This is a genomic window from Burkholderia sp. ABCPW 11 (genome assembly GCF_001523445.1).
In the GTDB taxonomy this organism is placed as follows: Bacteria; Pseudomonadota; Gammaproteobacteria; order Burkholderiales; family Burkholderiaceae; genus Burkholderia.
Map to the genome: position 1 here is coordinate 204,842 of NZ_LOVM01000032.1, position 14,658 is coordinate 219,499.

Genomic DNA, 14,658 nt, shown 5'->3' on the forward strand with positions numbered 1-14,658 from the left:
TCAGAGGTCTGGGTAGAGCCGGCCGCGATTGAAGATGCGCGCGGGATCGAACGCGCTCTTCAGCCCGCGGTGGATCTTCATCATCGGCGCGGGCAGCGGCGTGAACACGCCCGCGCTGCGGTCGTAGGTGTCGCCCGCGCGGAACAGCGTCGCATGGCCGCCGGCCTGCTTCGCGCTCATGCGCACGGTTTGCGCGTCGGCGTCGGTGATCCACCAGCGCTGCGCGCCGCCCCATTCCATCAACTGGGTGCCGGGCAGGTGCATCGGTTCGGTGATCGACGGCAGCGACAGGCGCCACAGCGCGTAGCCGGGCGGGATGCCGTTGAAGAACGGATCGGTATGCTCGCGCAGGCCGGACCAGAAGCGCTCGGCCTCGACCGCGTCGACGACTTCGCCGCCGAGCAGCGTTTTCGCGGATTTCACGGCAGCTTCCGCGCCCGACAGGCGCAGCACGAGCGTGCCGTTGCGCCACGCGCTCGCGCTGACCGGCAGCGGATGGCCGCCCCATTCGTTGAGCTTGCGCACCGCGTCGGTCGCGGTCATCTCGAATTTGAGCGTGACTTCGGCGACAGGTATCGGCAGCACCTTGATCGACAGGTCGAGCATCAGCCCGAGCGTGCCGAGCGCGCCGGCCATCAGCCGCGACACGTCGTAGCCGGCGACGTTCTTCACGACCTGGCCGCCGAAGCGCAGCCTTTCGCCGCGACCGTTCATCAGCGTGGTGCCGAGCACGAAATCGCGCGGTGCGCCGCAGGTGGCGCGGCGCGGGCCCGCGAGGCCGGCGGCGACGCAGCCGCCGACGGTGGCCGAACGGCCGAAGTGCGGCGGCTCGAACGGCAGCATCTGGCCGCGCTCGGCGAGGACGGTTTCAAGTTGCGCGAGCGGCGTGCCCGCGCGGACCGTGACGACGAGTTCGGCCGGGTCGTACGACACGACGCCCTGAAACGCGCGCGTGTCGAGTATTTCGCCCTCGAGCGCCTGGCCGTACCAGTCCTTGGTGCCGCCGCCGCGAATCCGCAGCGGCCGGCCGTCGGCACTGGCGGCGCGGATGCGCTCGGCCCATCCGGCGACGATGTCGTCCTCTTCCATGTTCCGTTGCTTTCTCGTCTCGTTGTCCGGTCGATTGTACCGGGGTGGCGCGATTCCACATCGCGACTATCCCTAAGCCCCGTCCCGCTTCCGGCATGCGGGGGCCGGCACGCGAACGCGCCGCGCGGGCACGGCAGACCCGCGCGGCGCGGCCGCCGGTGCAAGCCGCGACCCGCGCGCGCCGCTCAGAAGCGCGGCAGGTCGGGGTGGGGCAGCAGCCCGCCGCGCACGTGCTGGCGCCCGTATTCGGCGCAGCGCGCGCGGGTCGGGATGCCCTTGTCCGGGTTCAGCAGCCCGGCCGGGTCGAATGCGCGCTTGACCGCGAAGAACGCGTCGCGCTCCTGCGGCGAGAACTGCACGCACATCGAATTGAGCTTTTCGATACCGACGCCGTGCTCGCCCGTCACGCTGCCGCCGAATTCCACGCAGCATTCGAGGATCTCCGCGCCGAACTGCTCGGCGCGGTGCAACTCGTCCGGATCGTTCGCGTTGTACAGGATCAACGGATGCATGTTGCCGTCGCCCGCATGGAACACGTTGATGCAGCGCAGCCCGTAGCGCGTTTCGAGCTGTTCGATGCGCGCGAGCAGCGGGCCGATCGCGCGGCGCGGCACGGTGCCGTCCATGCAGTAGTAATCGGCGGAAATACGGCCGGCGGCCGGGAACGCGTTCTTGCGGCCGGACCAGAAGCGCAGCCGCTCGCTTTCGTTGCGCGACACCTGGATGCGCGTCGCGCCGTGTTCGCGCAGCACGGCCGTCATCCGCACGATCTCCTCGGCGACTTCTTCGGGCGTGCCGTCCGATTCGCACAAGAGGATCGCCTTCGCGTCGAGGTCGTAGCCCGCGTGCGTGAACGCCTCGACGGCTTGCGTCGCCGGCTTGTCCATCATCTCGAGCCCGGCCGGGATGATGCCCGACGCGATGATCGCCGCGACGGCCTCGCCGCCCTTGACGACGTCGTCGAAACTCGCCATCACGAGCTGCGCGGTCTGCGGCTTCGGGATCAGTCGCACCGTGACCTCGGTGACGATCGCGAACATCCCTTCGCTGCCGATCATCACGGCGAGCAGGTCGAGGCCCGGCATGTCGAGCGCGAGCGAGCCGAATTCGACGATCTCGCCGTCGATCGTCACCGCGCGCACGCGCATCACGTTGTGCACGGTCAGCCCGTATTTCAGGCAGTGGACGCCGCCGGAATTTTCCGCGACGTTGCCGCCGATCGTGCAGGCGATCTGCGACGACGGATCGGGCGCGTAATACAGGCCGTACGGCGCGGCCGCTTCCGAGATCGCGAGGTTGCGCACGCCGGGTTGCACGGTCGCCGTGCGCGCGTACGGGTCGACTTCGACGATGCGCGTGAAGCGCGCGAGCGACAGCACGACGCCGAGCGCGATCGGCAGCGCGCCGCCCGACAGGCTGGTGCCGGCGCCGCGCGGCACGATCGGCACTTCCATGCGGCGGCAGATCTGCACGATCCGCTGCACCTGCGACTCCGTCTCGGGCAACGCGACCGCGAGCGGCAGCCGGCGGTACGCGGACAGGCCGTCGCATTCGTACGGCGCCGTGTCCTCGTCGCGGTACAGCAGGCAGTGCGTCGGCAGCACGGTCATCAGCGCCTGCACGACTTCACGCTGGCGCTGCGCGCGTGCGGCGCTCGACAGTTCGACGGGAGCGTTCATGAGGTCTCCTGCGTGGGGCGCGGTGCCGCGCCGCCGTGTCAGCACGTGAAAATCTTGCCCGGATTCATCAGGTTGCGCGGATCGAGCGCGAGCTTGATCGCGCGCATCGTGTCGATTGCGTTGTCGCCGTGCTCCTTCGGCAGGAAGCGCATCTTGTGCAGCCCGACGCCGTGCTCGCCCGTGCAGGTGCCGCCCAGACGCAGCGCGCGCTCGACGATCCGGTCGTTGATGCGTTCGGCTTCGGCGAGTTCCTCGGGCTTGTCGGGATCGATCAGGATCGCGACGTGGAAATTGCCGTCGCCGACGTGGCCGACGATCGGGCAGGGCAGCGACGACGCGCGCAGGTCGACCTCGGTTTCCTCGACGCACGCGGCGAGCTGCGAGATCGGCACGCACACGTCGGTCGTCACCGCGCGGCAACCGGGCTTCAACTGCAGCATCGCGAAGTATGCGTTGTGGCGCGCGGACCAGAGCCGCGTGCGATCCTCGGGGCGCGTCGCCCATTCGAAGCCCTGGCCGGAATTCTGGCCGGCGAGCGCCTGCACGAGTTCGGCCTGTTCCTTCACGCCGGCGTCGGTGCCGTGGAATTCGAAGAACAGCGTCGGCGCTTCGGTCAGCGTCAGGTTCGAGTGACGGTTGATCGAGCGCACCGCGAGCGCGTCGACGAATTCGACGCGCGCGATCGGCACGCCGATCTGGATCGTCTCGATCACCGTGCGGACTGCGTCGCCCATCGTCGGGAACGTGCAGATCGCGGCCGACACGGCCTCGGGCAGCGGATGCAGGCGCAGCGTGATCTCGGTGATCACGCCGAGCGTGCCTTCGGACCCGACGAACAGCCGCGTGAGGTCGTAGCCGGCCGACGACTTGCGCGCGCGCGAGCCGGTCTTGACCACGCGGCCGTCCGCGAGCACCGCGCTCAGGCCGAGCACGTTCTCGCGCATCGTGCCGTAGCGCACGGCGTTGGTGCCCGACGCGCGGGTCGCGGTCATCCCGCCGATGCTGGCGTCGGCGCCCGGATCGATCGGGAAGAACAGGCCGGTGTCGCGCAGCGCTTCGTTGAGCGCCTTGCGCGTGATGCCCGGCTCGACCGTCACGGTCAGGTCTTCGGCGTTGATCGACAGCACGCGGTTCATTTCCGACAGGTCGAGCGACACGCCGCCGCGCACCGCGAGCAGGTGGCCTTCGAGCGACGAGCCGGCGCCGTACGGGATCAGCGGCACGCCGTAGAGCGAGCACAGCGACACGACTTCGCGCACGTCGTCGGTGCTGCGCGCGAACACGACGGCGTCGGGCAGTTGCGGATCGAACGGGGATTCGTCGCGGCCGTGATGGGCGCGAACCGCGTCGGCGGTCGACACGCGCTCGCCGAAAGCGGCGCGCAGCGCATCGAGCATGGCGGGGGGCAGCGGGCGGCACGTGGCGGCCGGCGGGGCAGGGTGATTCACGAATGTCTCCTGACTGCTTGTCATACTGTCGCCTCATTCTACGCTGTAACGTCCGCTGCGCCTCCCGCCGCGGGCTGCGATAATCGCGTTCCAGCCAACCGGGCCGCGAGGCGGCCGCGCACGAGAGGACATTCGCATGGGCAACCGCTTGAGCAAGATCGCGACGCGCACGGGCGACGACGGCACTACCGGGCTGGGCGACGGGCGGCGCATCGGCAAGGACGACGCGCGGATCGCCGCGATCGGCGACGTCGACGAACTGAACTCGAATCTCGGCGTGCTGCTGGCCGAGGCATTGCCGGACGACGTGCGCACGGCGCTCGTCACGATCCAGCACGACCTGTTCGATCTCGGCGGCGAGCTGTGCATTCCCGGCCACACGGTGCTCGACGATACGCATCTCGCGCGCCTCGACCAGTGGCTCGCCGACTACAACGCGACGCTGCCGCCGCTGAAGGAGTTCATCCTGCCGGCCGGCTCGCGCGCCGCATCGCTCGCGCACGTCTGCCGAACCGTGTGCCGCCGCGCGGAGCGCTCGATCGTCGCGCTCGGGCGCTGCGATACGCTCAACGATGCCCCGCGGCGGTACGTGAACCGGCTGTCCGACCTGCTGTTCGTACTGGCGCGCGTGCTGAACCGCGCCGGCGGCGGCGCCGACGTGCTGTGGGAGCGCGGACGCGTCCGCTAGCAGCCGCCACGTTTTTGCGCACTGCGACAATTTGTCCGGCAGGCGCCCGTTTTTAAACATGTATTGTATGAGCATGTTTAACGGAGAACGAACATGACCCACATCACCGCTGACCAGATGGCCCGTGTGAAGGCCACCGCCCCCGTCCTCGCCGAGCACGGCGCGACGATCACGAAGCATTTCTATCAGCGCATGTTCGCGCGTCATCCGGAACTGAAGAACCTGTTCAACCAGACGCACCAGAAGACCGGCAGCCAGCCCGAAACGCTCGCGAAGGCCGTCTACGCGTACGCGGCCAACATCGACAACCTCGGCGCGCTCGGCGGCGCGGTGTCGCGCATCTCGCACAAGCACGCGAGCCTGAACATCCGCCCCGAGCACTACCCGATCGTCGGCGAGAACCTGCTCGCGTCGATCGTCGAAGTGCTCGGCGACGCGGTCGATGCCGACACGCTCGAAGCGTGGCGGGTTGCGTACGGCCAGCTCGCGCAGATCATGATCGGCGCCGAGGCCGATCTGTACGCGAACGCCGCGTGGAGCGGCTTCCGCCCGTTCAAGGTCGTGCGCAAGGTGCGTGAAAGCGACGAGATCACGTCGTTCTACCTGACGCCCGCCGACGGCGGCGAGGCGCCGACGTTCGAGCCGGGCCAGTACGTCACCGTGAAGCGCTTCGTCGGCGATCTCGGCGTCGACCAGCCGCGCCAGTACAGCCTGTCCGATGCGCCGCACGGCAAGTGGCTGCGCATCTCGGTGAAGCGCGAGGCCGGCAAGGCCGAAGCGATCCCTGCCGGCAAGGTGTCGACGCTGATGCACGACGGCGTGGAAGAGGGCGCGATCGTCGAGGTGACCGCACCGATGGGCGACTTCTCGCTGAAGCGCGACGCGGATACGCCGGTCGTGCTGATCTCGGGCGGGGTCGGCATCACGCCGATGATGTCGATGGCGTCGACGCTGGTCGCCGAAGGCAGCAAGCGCGACGTGCGGTTCATTCACGCATGCCGTTCGGGCGCGGTGCACGCGTTCCGCGACTGGCTGAACGATACCGTCGGCGAGCACGCGAACGTCGAGCGCACCGTGCTGTACGAGCTGGTCGGCCCGAACGATCGCGTCGGCATCGACCACGACCTCGAAGGGCGCCTCACGCCGGAACGCGTGCAGCAGTACGCGCTGGTGCCGGACGCCGACTATTACATCTGCGGCCCGGTCGCGTTCATGAAGGCGCAGCGCGATGCGCTCGTCGCGCTCGGCGTCGCGCCGGAACGCGTGAACACCGAGATCTTCGGGTCGGGTGCGCTCGAGTGAAGGTTCGACGGCCGGTTTCGGCCAACGCAACGACGCAATGACAAAGCCCGGCGCGAGCCGGGCTTTTCTTTTTGGCGCTAGACCGGGGCCGCGTGCGTCAAGCGCCGGCCGGAGATCCGCCGGCTATCAGTTGCCGCTGCCGCGCGCGACCCGGCGCGCTTTCACGGCTTCCGCCAGGCCTTCGAGCACCTTCACGCTGTCGTCCCACGCGATGCACGCGTCGGTGATGCTCTGGCCGTAGGTCAGCGCGCAGCCTTCCTTCAGGTCCTGGCGACCCTCGACGAGGTGCGACTCGATCATCACGCCGACGATCCGCTCGTCGCCGGCCGCGATCTGGCGGCCGATGTCGGCACACACGGGGATCTGGTTCTCGTGCTTCTTCGAGCTGTTCGCGTGGCTCGCGTCGATCATCAGGCGCGCGGCGAGGCCGGCCTTGCCGATGTCCGCGCAGGCGGCGTTCACGCTGTCCGCATCGTAGTTCGGCGTCTTGCCGCCGCGCAGGATCACGTGGCAATCCTCGTTGCCGGCCGTCGACACGATCGCCGAATGGCCGCCCTTCGTCACCGACAGGAAATGATGAGGCTGCGACGCGGCCTTGATCGCGTCGACCGCGATCTTCACGTTGCCGTCGGTGCCGTTCTTGAAGCCGACCGGGCACGACAGCCCCGATGCGAGCTCGCGGTGCACCTGCGACTCGGTCGTGCGCGCGCCGATCGCGCCCCACGAGATCAGGTCGGCGATGTACTGCGGGCTGATCATGTCGAGGTATTCGGTTGCGGCCGGCAGTCCCATTTCGTTGATCTGCAGCAGCAGCTCGCGCGCGGTGCGCAGCCCTTCGTTGATCTTGAAGCTGTTGTCGAGGTGCGGATCGTTGATGAGCCCCTTCCAGCCGACCGTCGTGCGCGGTTTTTCGAAGTACACGCGCATCACGATTTCCAGTTCGCCCTTGAAGCGCTCGCGCTCCTTTACGAGCCGGCCCGCGTATTCGATGGCCGCCTTCGTGTCGTGGATCGAGCACGGCCCGATCACGACGATCAGCCGGTCGTCCATCCCGTGCAGGATGCGGTGCATCGACTGGCGCGAGTGGTAGATCAGCTCGGACGCGGCTTCGGAGCACGCGAATTCGCGGATCAGGTGGGCGGGCGGCGTCAGTTCCTTGAGTTCGCGAATGCGGACGTCGTCGGTGTTGTGCGGGGGCATGCTGTTTCTCCTGGTTTTCCGGGGCGCCGTTCGGTCAGTGCGCGTGCGGCGGATTCATCGATGCGGGCAATTCGGTGCTGCCGGTCGGGGCCGCGGGACCGCTGCGGCGGCGACCGGCTGGCGAAGGGCGAAAAAAAACCGCCGGGTTCGCCGGCGGTTTTTTTCGGGAATTTCGGTTGCGCTTTACGCGCCATCAACCCTCTCGATCCGCCAGCGGTCTGAGATACCAAAAAAAGTAAAAGTAAAACTTGGCGGACATGACGGAAATTCGGCTCGTCAAAAAAGTTGATTCGGAATTTATACCCCGTCCCCGAGCGGCTGGCAACCGGGGACCGTCGAAAATGCGGATAATCCGCGCGTTTTCGTCAAAATACGCGGATCATGTGCGCCGCGATGCGGTTATGCCGTACCGCCGACCGTCATCTTGTCGATCCGCAGGGTCGGCTGGCCAACGCCGACCGGCACGCTCTGGCCTTCCTTGCCGCATACGCCGACGCCCGTGTCGAGCGACATGTCGTTGCCGATCATGCTCACGTACTTCAGCGATTCCGGGCCGCTGCCGATCAGCGTCGCGCCCTTCACCGGGTAGGTGATCTTGCCGTTCTCGATCATGTACGCCTCGGACGCCGAGAACACGAACTTGCCGTTCGTGATGTCGACTTGGCCGCCGCCGAAATTCACCGCGTACAGGCCGTTCTTCACCGACGCGATGATTTCCTGCGGATCCTTGTCGCCGTTCAGCATGTAGGTGTTCGTCATGCGCGGCATCGGCAGCGCCGCGTACGACTCGCGCCGTGCGTTGCCCGTGACGGGCATTTTCATCAGCCGCGCGTTCAGCGTGTCCTGGATGTAGCCCTTCAGGATGCCATCCTCGATCAGCGTCGTGCACTGCGTCGGGTTGCCTTCGTCGTCGATGTTCAGCGAGCCGCGGCGGTTCGGCAGCGTGCCGTCGTCGACGACGGTCACGCCCTTCGCGGCGACCTGCTCGCCGATCCGGCCCGCGAATGCGGACGAGCCCTTGCGGTTGAAGTCGCCTTCGAGACCGTGGCCGATCGCCTCGTGCAGCAGCACGCCCGGCCAGCCCGGCCCGAGCACGACCGTCATCGCGCCGGCCGGCGCAGGGCGCGCATCGAGGTTGACGAGCGCCGCGTGCACGGCGTCGTCGACATAGCGCGACAGGACCTCGTCGGTGAAGTAGCCGTAGTCGAAGCGGCCGCCGCCGCCGCCCGAGCCGATCTCGCGGCGGCCGTTCTGTTCGGCGATCACGGTGACCGACACGCGCACGAGCGGCCGGATGTCGGCCGCGAGCGCGCCGTCGCTGCGCGCGACCAGCACGACGTCGTATTCGCCGGCGAGGCCGGCCATCACCTGCGTGACCCGCGGGTCGCGCCCGCGCGCCATCTGCTCGATGCGTTCGAGCAGCTTGACCTTGGCCGTCGCGTCGAGCGACGCGAGCGGGTCGGACGGCAGGTACAGGTCGCGGCCCGAGATGCCCGTCAGCGACGTGGCGGCCTTGATCTTCTGGCGGCCGCCGCCGGCCGCCGCGATCGCCTTGGTCGCGGCGGCGGCTTGCGCGATCGCTTCGGGCGACAGATCGTCCGAATACGCGAACGCGGTGCGGTCGCCCGCGACCGCGCGCACGCCGACGCCCTGGTCGATGCTGAAGCTGCCCGACTTGACGATGCCTTCCTCGAGGCTCCACGCTTCGCTGCGGGTCGCCTGGAAGTACAGGTCCGCGTAGTCGACGCGATGCGTGAAGATGTCGGCGATCGTGCGCGTGAGCAGGCTTTCGTCGAGGCCGTACGGCGTGAGCAGGATGTCCTTCGCCAGCGCGAGGTTGCGGATGCCGGGTTCGATGATGTTCATGCGGATATCGGGAGTTCTCAAAAAGTTGTCGGGTGCTGCCGGGCAGACGGGTGGGCCGCACGGCGTGTCAAGCGGTGCGGCGGATTCAGGTCAGCACGCGGTGTCGCCATGCGGGCAGGCTCTGGCGTACGTCGGCGATGCGCTGCGGATCGATCGCGCCGAGCACGACGCTGGCGCCCTCGTCGCGTACCGCGACGATCTCGCCCCACGGGTCGATCAGCATGCTGTGGCCCCACGTGCGCCGGCCGTTCTCGTGCTTGCCGCCCTGCGCGGCCGCGAGCACGTAGCACTGGTTCTCGACGGCCCGCGCGCGCAGCAGCGTTTCCCAGTGCGCGCGGCCCGTCGTATACGTAAACGCCGACGGCACGACCATCAGCGCGCAGTCGCCCATGCGGCGGTACAGCTCCGGAAAGCGGAGATCGTAACAGACCGACAGGCCGACCTGCCCGAACGGCGCGTCGAACGCGACGACCGTGTCGCCCGCGCGGATCGTGCGTGCCTCGTCGAACGATTCGTCGCCTTTCTCGAAGTTGAACAGGTGGATCTTGTCGTAGCGCGCGGCTTCGTTGCCGGACGGATCGAACACGAGCGTCGTGTTCAGCACGCGATCGGGCTCCGGCGCCTTCAGCGGCAGCGTGCCGCCGATCACCCAGATGCCGTGGCGGCGCGCGGCGTCGGCGAGGAACTGCTGGATCGGGCCGTCCCGGTACGGTTCGGCGAGCGCGAGCTTGTCGGTGTCGCGGTGGCCCATGAAGCAGAAATACTCGGGCAGCAGCACGAGCTGCGCGCCTTCGCCGGCGGCTTCCGCGATCAGGCGGCGCGCTTCGGCCAGATTGCGTGTGACGTCCGGCGTGCTCACCATCTGCAGCGCGGCGACCCGGAAGGGCGTGGCGGAACGGGCGTGGTCGGTCATCGCGGAATCGGTTGCGTCATAAATGGGGTGCGGCCCGGCGCCCTGCGCGGTTCGATGCGCGCTCAATGGCTCGCTGCATCGGCCGGACCGTGATTCATCTTACCCTGATCGCTGCGCACCCGCTCGATGTGCGGGTGCGCCCACGAGCCGGTGATCGCGTAGTCGAGCGCGAACGCGCGCGACAGCGTCTCGGACAGCGCATAGTTCGCGGCCAGCACGCCGACGCCGAGCAGCGGGTTGATGATGGCAGCGCCGATCGCGGCTGCGCCCGCGCTGATTTTCGGCGCGACGTGCGCATGCAGATCCTGCGTCTCGGCGCCGAGATCGACCGCGCCGCGCACGGTGACGTTCGCGGGGCCCGTCATCATCGAGAAGTCGTCGGTGCGCGCGATCCCGTTCGAAATCCGGCCGGTACCGGTGATCTTGTCGAACGGCAGCCCCTTGCCGACCACGTCGCGGAAGTTCAGCGTCAGGAAGCGCGCGAGGCTTTGCAGGCTCAGCACGCCGAGCAGTTTCGCCGCGCCCGGATCGACCTTCAGGATCTGTCCGTGTTCGAGGTCGACCGCGACCTGGCCGCCGAGCGACGGGAAGTCGAGCGCGGTCGGGCCGCCGCGCCAGCCGACCTTGCCCGTGACCGAGCCGTGACCGTCCGCGAGCGTGCGCGGCAGGCCGACGCGATCGAGCAGTGCACCCGCGTTGTCGATGTCGAGCTTGAAGTCGAACACGGTGCGGCGCGGCGCGTCGTGTTCGTCGGCGCCGCGGGCGAGCGCGCGGCGCGACGTGCGCCAGTTGCCGGTCGCCGTGAGCTTCGCGGCCGGGTTCGACAGTTCCAGCTTGTCGAGCTGCCACACGGGTGTGCCGTCTTCGTCGATGTTGCGCGCGTTGACGACGAGCCGGCCGATGTCGTGATCGCGCGCGACGACCTGGTCGACGATCAGGTCGATCGACGGCATCGGGCGGTCGGCCGGCGTCGGCAGGTTCATCGCGCGGCCGACGAGGTCGTGTTGCGAACTCTGCGGCACGACGAGCTTCGCGAGCCGCGCGTTGAGCACGCCCGCGCCGTTGTGACCGCCGCCCGGCGCCCACGACAGGTAGCCCGAGACCTGGTTCGACGCGATGTTCGCCTGCCAGAGGTCGTCGACGTGCGACGCGCCGACGATCACGTTCTCCCAGTTGCGCTTGAGCAGTTTCAGCGTGCCGAAATGGAACGCGAAGCGCTTCGGCGCGAAGCTCGCGAAATCGACGCGCGGCGCGGCCTGTGGCGCCGGCGCGCGCGGCGTGTCGGGCTGCAGCGTGTGGGCGAGGGCGAGCCACGCGTCGGCGTCCAGTTCGCCGACGTCGACGGCCGCGCTCACGCCGTCCTGCGGCATGTCGGGCATCCGGTGGATGCCCATCGCGCCGCGCACCGCGCGCAGCGGCTGGCCGCGCGTCGCGTCGAGCAGGTAGGTCGCGCTCACCGGCCCGAGCGTCAGGTCGGCGTGTTCGAGGCGTTTGCCGTCCGCCTGCGGCGCCGGCTGCAGCGTGAAGCGGAACGGCATCGGCGTGCCGGCCGGCTTCGCGAACGGCGCCGGGAAGTTCAGCGCCACGCCGGTCAGGTCGGATTGCGCGCTGACGTCGGGCAGGCGGCCCGGCGCGCCGCGCACGGCGACCTTGTACGGCGCGTCGCCGACCACGTGCTCGAGCAGCGCGGCGGCCGCGCCGTGCAGGTTCAGGCCGCGCGCGGCGTCGAGCGCGAGCCGGCCGTCGACGTTCACCGCGTACGGGCCATGCGACTGGAAGTTGCCGTTCGCGCGCACCGGGCCGCCGAGGAAGCGCCCCGACAGCGCGTGCAGCGACGCGCCGGCCTCGGTGAAGCCGACGGTGCCGCGCAGGGCCGACAGCGGCGGCACGCCGCTCGTCGACAGCGTGTTGCCGCCGAACGCGAGCACGCCTTCGACGTGCGTGTGCGGATGGGGGACGTGCTGCGGAATCGTGATCTTGAGCGCGAGCGACGCGGGGCCCTGCGCATCGATCCGCTGGCCGATGTGGTCGCTCATCGTGCCGAGCGAGCTGTTGTCCGCGTAATCGATCAGGTCGGCGAGCGGGCCCTGGGCATGGCCGTCGATGATCAGCGGCGAGTGCGACGGGTTGCCGAGATCGTCGATGCGGCCGGCGACCTTCGTCAGCGCGACGCGCTTGTAGTGCGCGCGCGCGATGTCGAAGCGCAGCTTGTTCTGCGCGAGCTCGAACACGCCGTCGATGCCGTCGAGCGCGGGCCAGACGCTCGGCGTGCCGTTCGCGAGCTTGCGCGGCGGGTACGGCGTCGGCTCGAAGCGGCCGCCGGTGAACGGCGCGACGATGTGGAACACGCCGGCGTCCGGCTCGTGTTCGAACGGGAATTTCTCGAGCGGGCCGCGTGCGACGATCGATGCGCCCTTGGTCACCTTGCCGTCCTGCAGTGCGTGGCCGAGATAGTCGCGCAGGTGTTCGGACATCCCGGTCGGCAGGTAGCGCGGAATGCGTGCGACCGACGCGCGCGCGAAATCGGCGCGCAGGTCGAGCGAGCCGCGGCCGTGGCCGGGGTTCGTGTACGAGCCCGACACCGCGATTTCGGCATCGGGGTTCGACACGAGCAGGTCGGGCAGCGACACGTCGACGCGCGCGTGCTTGTCGCCGGGCGCGGGCGTGATCGTCCATTTGGCGTTGCCGCGCAGCCGGTCGAACGTCAGGCGCGGCTCGTCGAATTCGCCGGGCACGGTGACGGCCGCGTTGACCGTGTCGATATGCGCGGCGCCGCCCGTCTCGTTCGCATCGACGCGGCCCCACAGATTCTCGACGCCCGGCCAGCCGGCGCGCGGGTGGCCGCGCGGCGAAAGCCCGGGCGGCGGCTCCTGCGCGGCGAAGCTGATGCCCTGCAGATCGCCGAGGAAGCGGTAGCGGACGATCGGCGCGGCGCCCATGCGCCGCTCTTCGTCGGCGAGATCGGCGTGCGCGGGTTTCGCGCGCTCGACTTCGATGTGATAGTTCGACACCATCCCGCGCGGGTCGATCTTGATCAGCTCGTTGCGCAGGCGCGCCGGCAGCGGCAGCCCGCGGATGAATTCGCTGAGGATGCCGAGATCGACGCGGTCGCCGACCACGCTGAGCAGTTGCCCCTGGTTCGCGGTCGGCACGCGGTAGCGCGCGGTCAGCGTCGACAGCGCGAGCGAGCGGGCGAGCGGCGTGCCGTCCGGCAGCGGCGGCTGGCCGAGCTCCGCATTGAAGCGCGTCAGGTGCAGCGTGTAGTCGTGGCCCGCGTCGAGCACCATGTCCCAGCCGAAGCCGACCGTCGGCACGTCGAGCCGCGGCTGCGTCGGGCGCACGCGCAGCGCGACGTCGGCGCCTTGCAGGTCGCCGCCCGCCGAGCGCAGGTGGCCGTCGCCGAAGGTCGCCCAGATCGCATTGTCGATCCGGCCCGCGTGGATCGTGAGCGGCACGTCGAGATAGCGCGTGAGCGTCTGCAGGTCGACGGGGCCGGTCGACAGGTAGGCGTCGCCGGTCCAGTTCGCCGGCTTGCCGATCGGCGCGAGCGGCTTGTGCCTGAAGCGCGCGCGGAAATCGAGCGGGCCGAGCAGCAGCGTGCCGTTCGCGGGCGCCTGCAGCGCGGCCTTGTGCACGCGGCCGTCGTTGAGCACCGCGAGCCGGATGCCCGACAGCACGAGCTCCGGTGCGTCGTGCAGCGCGTCGCGCCAGCGCAGCGTGCCGCCGCGCAGCACGATCGCCTCCTGCTTCAGCAACCAGGTGCCGAACGTGTCGTTGCCGCCGTGGGTGGTGGCCACGCCGACGCCCGCGACGCTCAGCGAGCCGTCGGCCGCGCGCGCGACGACGAGGTCGGGCTGATCGACGATCAGGCTCGACAGCGCGGGCGACAGCCGCAGCAGCGACATCCACGACAGCGCGGCCGTCGCGTGCGGCACCGACAGCGCGATCTGGCCGTCACGGCCGCGAATCGTCAGGTTCGTGAGTTCGACGCCCGGCTGCATGCCGGACCAGTTCGGGGAAAGCTTGCCGATCGAAAGCTGCGCGTGGAGCTTGTCGGACACGGCGCGCTCGATGCGCGGGCGGAATTCGTCGATGCGCGGCAGCAGCACGTAGCGCAGCCCGAGGAGGGCGCCGGACGCGACGAAGTAGGTGCCGATCCCGACTGCCAGCGTCACCCTGAACACGCGACGCAGGACCGGATGATCGTGCTTCGGAGGTCCCGCTTCGGGCGCAGCTACGGCGGATTCCTGACGGTCGGACATGCGGCGGACGGGCGGCGATATGGTAGTTTTGCAGACTGACGTTGAAATGTATCACACGGGTTCGTGCCGGCGGCCGTTGGGGCAGCGCGGCACGGGCTTTCCGGCGCGCGGTGTCGCGACGGGCGCACGAGCGTCCGGCGAGGCCGCGCCGAGTCCATGAGGCCGGGGGCAGCGGGCGCGCACGCGCCGGCCCGCTGCCCCCGGCCTTTCC

Annotated in this window: 9 protein-coding genes; 2 read left to right on the forward strand and 7 right to left on the reverse strand. The window is 69.3% G+C overall.

Features of this window, described 5'->3' with window-relative positions; all coding sequences use genetic code 11:
* The 3 genes from glcE to WS61_RS14150 form a co-directional block, all read right to left on the reverse strand.
* Complete coding sequence (glcE, locus tag WS61_RS14140; RefSeq protein WP_059501028.1) at positions 1-1,089, reverse strand: glycolate oxidase subunit GlcE; 1,089 nt, start codon at positions 1,087-1,089, stop codon at positions 1-3.
* Positions 1,090-1,274: 185 nt separating this feature from the next.
* Complete coding sequence (locus tag WS61_RS14145; protein ID WP_059501029.1) at positions 1,275-2,768, reverse strand: FAD-linked oxidase C-terminal domain-containing protein; 1,494 nt, start codon at positions 2,766-2,768, stop codon at positions 1,275-1,277.
* Positions 2,769-2,806: 38 nt separating this feature from the next.
* Positions 2,807-4,216, reverse strand: coding sequence for an FAD-binding oxidoreductase (locus WS61_RS14150; protein WP_059501030.1), 1,410 nt, complete (start codon positions 4,214-4,216; stop codon positions 2,807-2,809).
* Between the two features lie 136 nt (positions 4,217-4,352).
* Between WS61_RS14150 and WS61_RS14155 the strand changes: the two genes are divergently transcribed.
* Positions 4,353-4,904, forward strand: coding sequence for a cob(I)yrinic acid a,c-diamide adenosyltransferase (locus WS61_RS14155; protein ID WP_059501031.1), 552 nt, complete (start codon positions 4,353-4,355; stop codon positions 4,902-4,904).
* 93 nt (positions 4,905-4,997) lie between these two features.
* On the forward strand, positions 4,998-6,206 hold the full coding sequence (hmpA, locus tag WS61_RS14160; protein ID WP_059501032.1) for an NO-inducible flavohemoprotein: 1,209 nt from the start codon (positions 4,998-5,000) through the stop codon (positions 6,204-6,206).
* A gap of 126 nt (positions 6,207-6,332) precedes the next feature.
* Here the strand turns inward: hmpA and aroG are convergent, their stop codons facing one another.
* The 4 genes from aroG to WS61_RS14180 all read right to left on the reverse strand — a co-directional run bounded on the left by aroG (position 6,333) and on the right by WS61_RS14180 (position 14,447).
* Complete coding sequence (gene aroG, locus WS61_RS14165) at positions 6,333-7,406, reverse strand: 3-deoxy-7-phosphoheptulonate synthase AroG (RefSeq protein ID WP_034206466.1); 1,074 nt, start codon at positions 7,404-7,406, stop codon at positions 6,333-6,335.
* A gap of 399 nt (positions 7,407-7,805) precedes the next feature.
* Positions 7,806-9,272, reverse strand: a complete 1,467-nt coding sequence (gene tldD / locus WS61_RS14170; RefSeq protein WP_059501033.1) for a metalloprotease TldD — start codon at positions 9,270-9,272, stop codon at positions 7,806-7,808.
* An 85-nt stretch (positions 9,273-9,357) separates the two neighbouring features.
* Positions 9,358-10,185 carry a carbon-nitrogen hydrolase family protein gene (locus WS61_RS14175; protein WP_059501034.1) on the reverse strand — a complete coding sequence of 276 codons (828 nt, stop codon included), beginning with the start codon at positions 10,183-10,185 and terminating at the stop codon, positions 9,358-9,360.
* A gap of 62 nt (positions 10,186-10,247) precedes the next feature.
* Positions 10,248-14,447 carry a YhdP family protein gene (locus WS61_RS14180; protein ID WP_059501035.1) on the reverse strand — a complete coding sequence of 1,400 codons (4,200 nt, stop codon included), beginning with the start codon at positions 14,445-14,447 and terminating at the stop codon, positions 10,248-10,250.
* Positions 14,448-14,658 lie beyond the last annotated feature (211 nt).

Coding starts and splice junctions, on each gene's coding strand:
- glcE (WP_059501028.1), bottom strand. CDS start 1,089: ATGGAAGAGGACGACATCGTCGCCGGATGGGCCGAGCGCATCCGCGCC.
- WS61_RS14145 (WP_059501029.1), bottom strand. CDS start 2,768: ATGAACGCTCCCGTCGAACTGTCGAGCGCCGCACGCGCGCAGCGCCAG.
- WS61_RS14155 (WP_059501031.1), top strand. CDS start 4,353: ATGGGCAACCGCTTGAGCAAGATCGCGACGCGCACGGGCGACGACGGC.
- hmpA (WP_059501032.1), top strand. CDS start 4,998: ATGACCCACATCACCGCTGACCAGATGGCCCGTGTGAAGGCCACCGCC.
- aroG (WP_034206466.1), bottom strand. CDS start 7,406: ATGCCCCCGCACAACACCGACGACGTCCGCATTCGCGAACTCAAGGAA.
- tldD (WP_059501033.1), bottom strand. CDS start 9,272: ATGAACATCATCGAACCCGGCATCCGCAACCTCGCGCTGGCGAAGGAC.
- WS61_RS14175 (WP_059501034.1), bottom strand. CDS start 10,185: ATGACCGACCACGCCCGTTCCGCCACGCCCTTCCGGGTCGCCGCGCTG.
- WS61_RS14180 (WP_059501035.1), bottom strand. CDS start 14,447: ATGTCCGACCGTCAGGAATCCGCCGTAGCTGCGCCCGAAGCGGGACCT.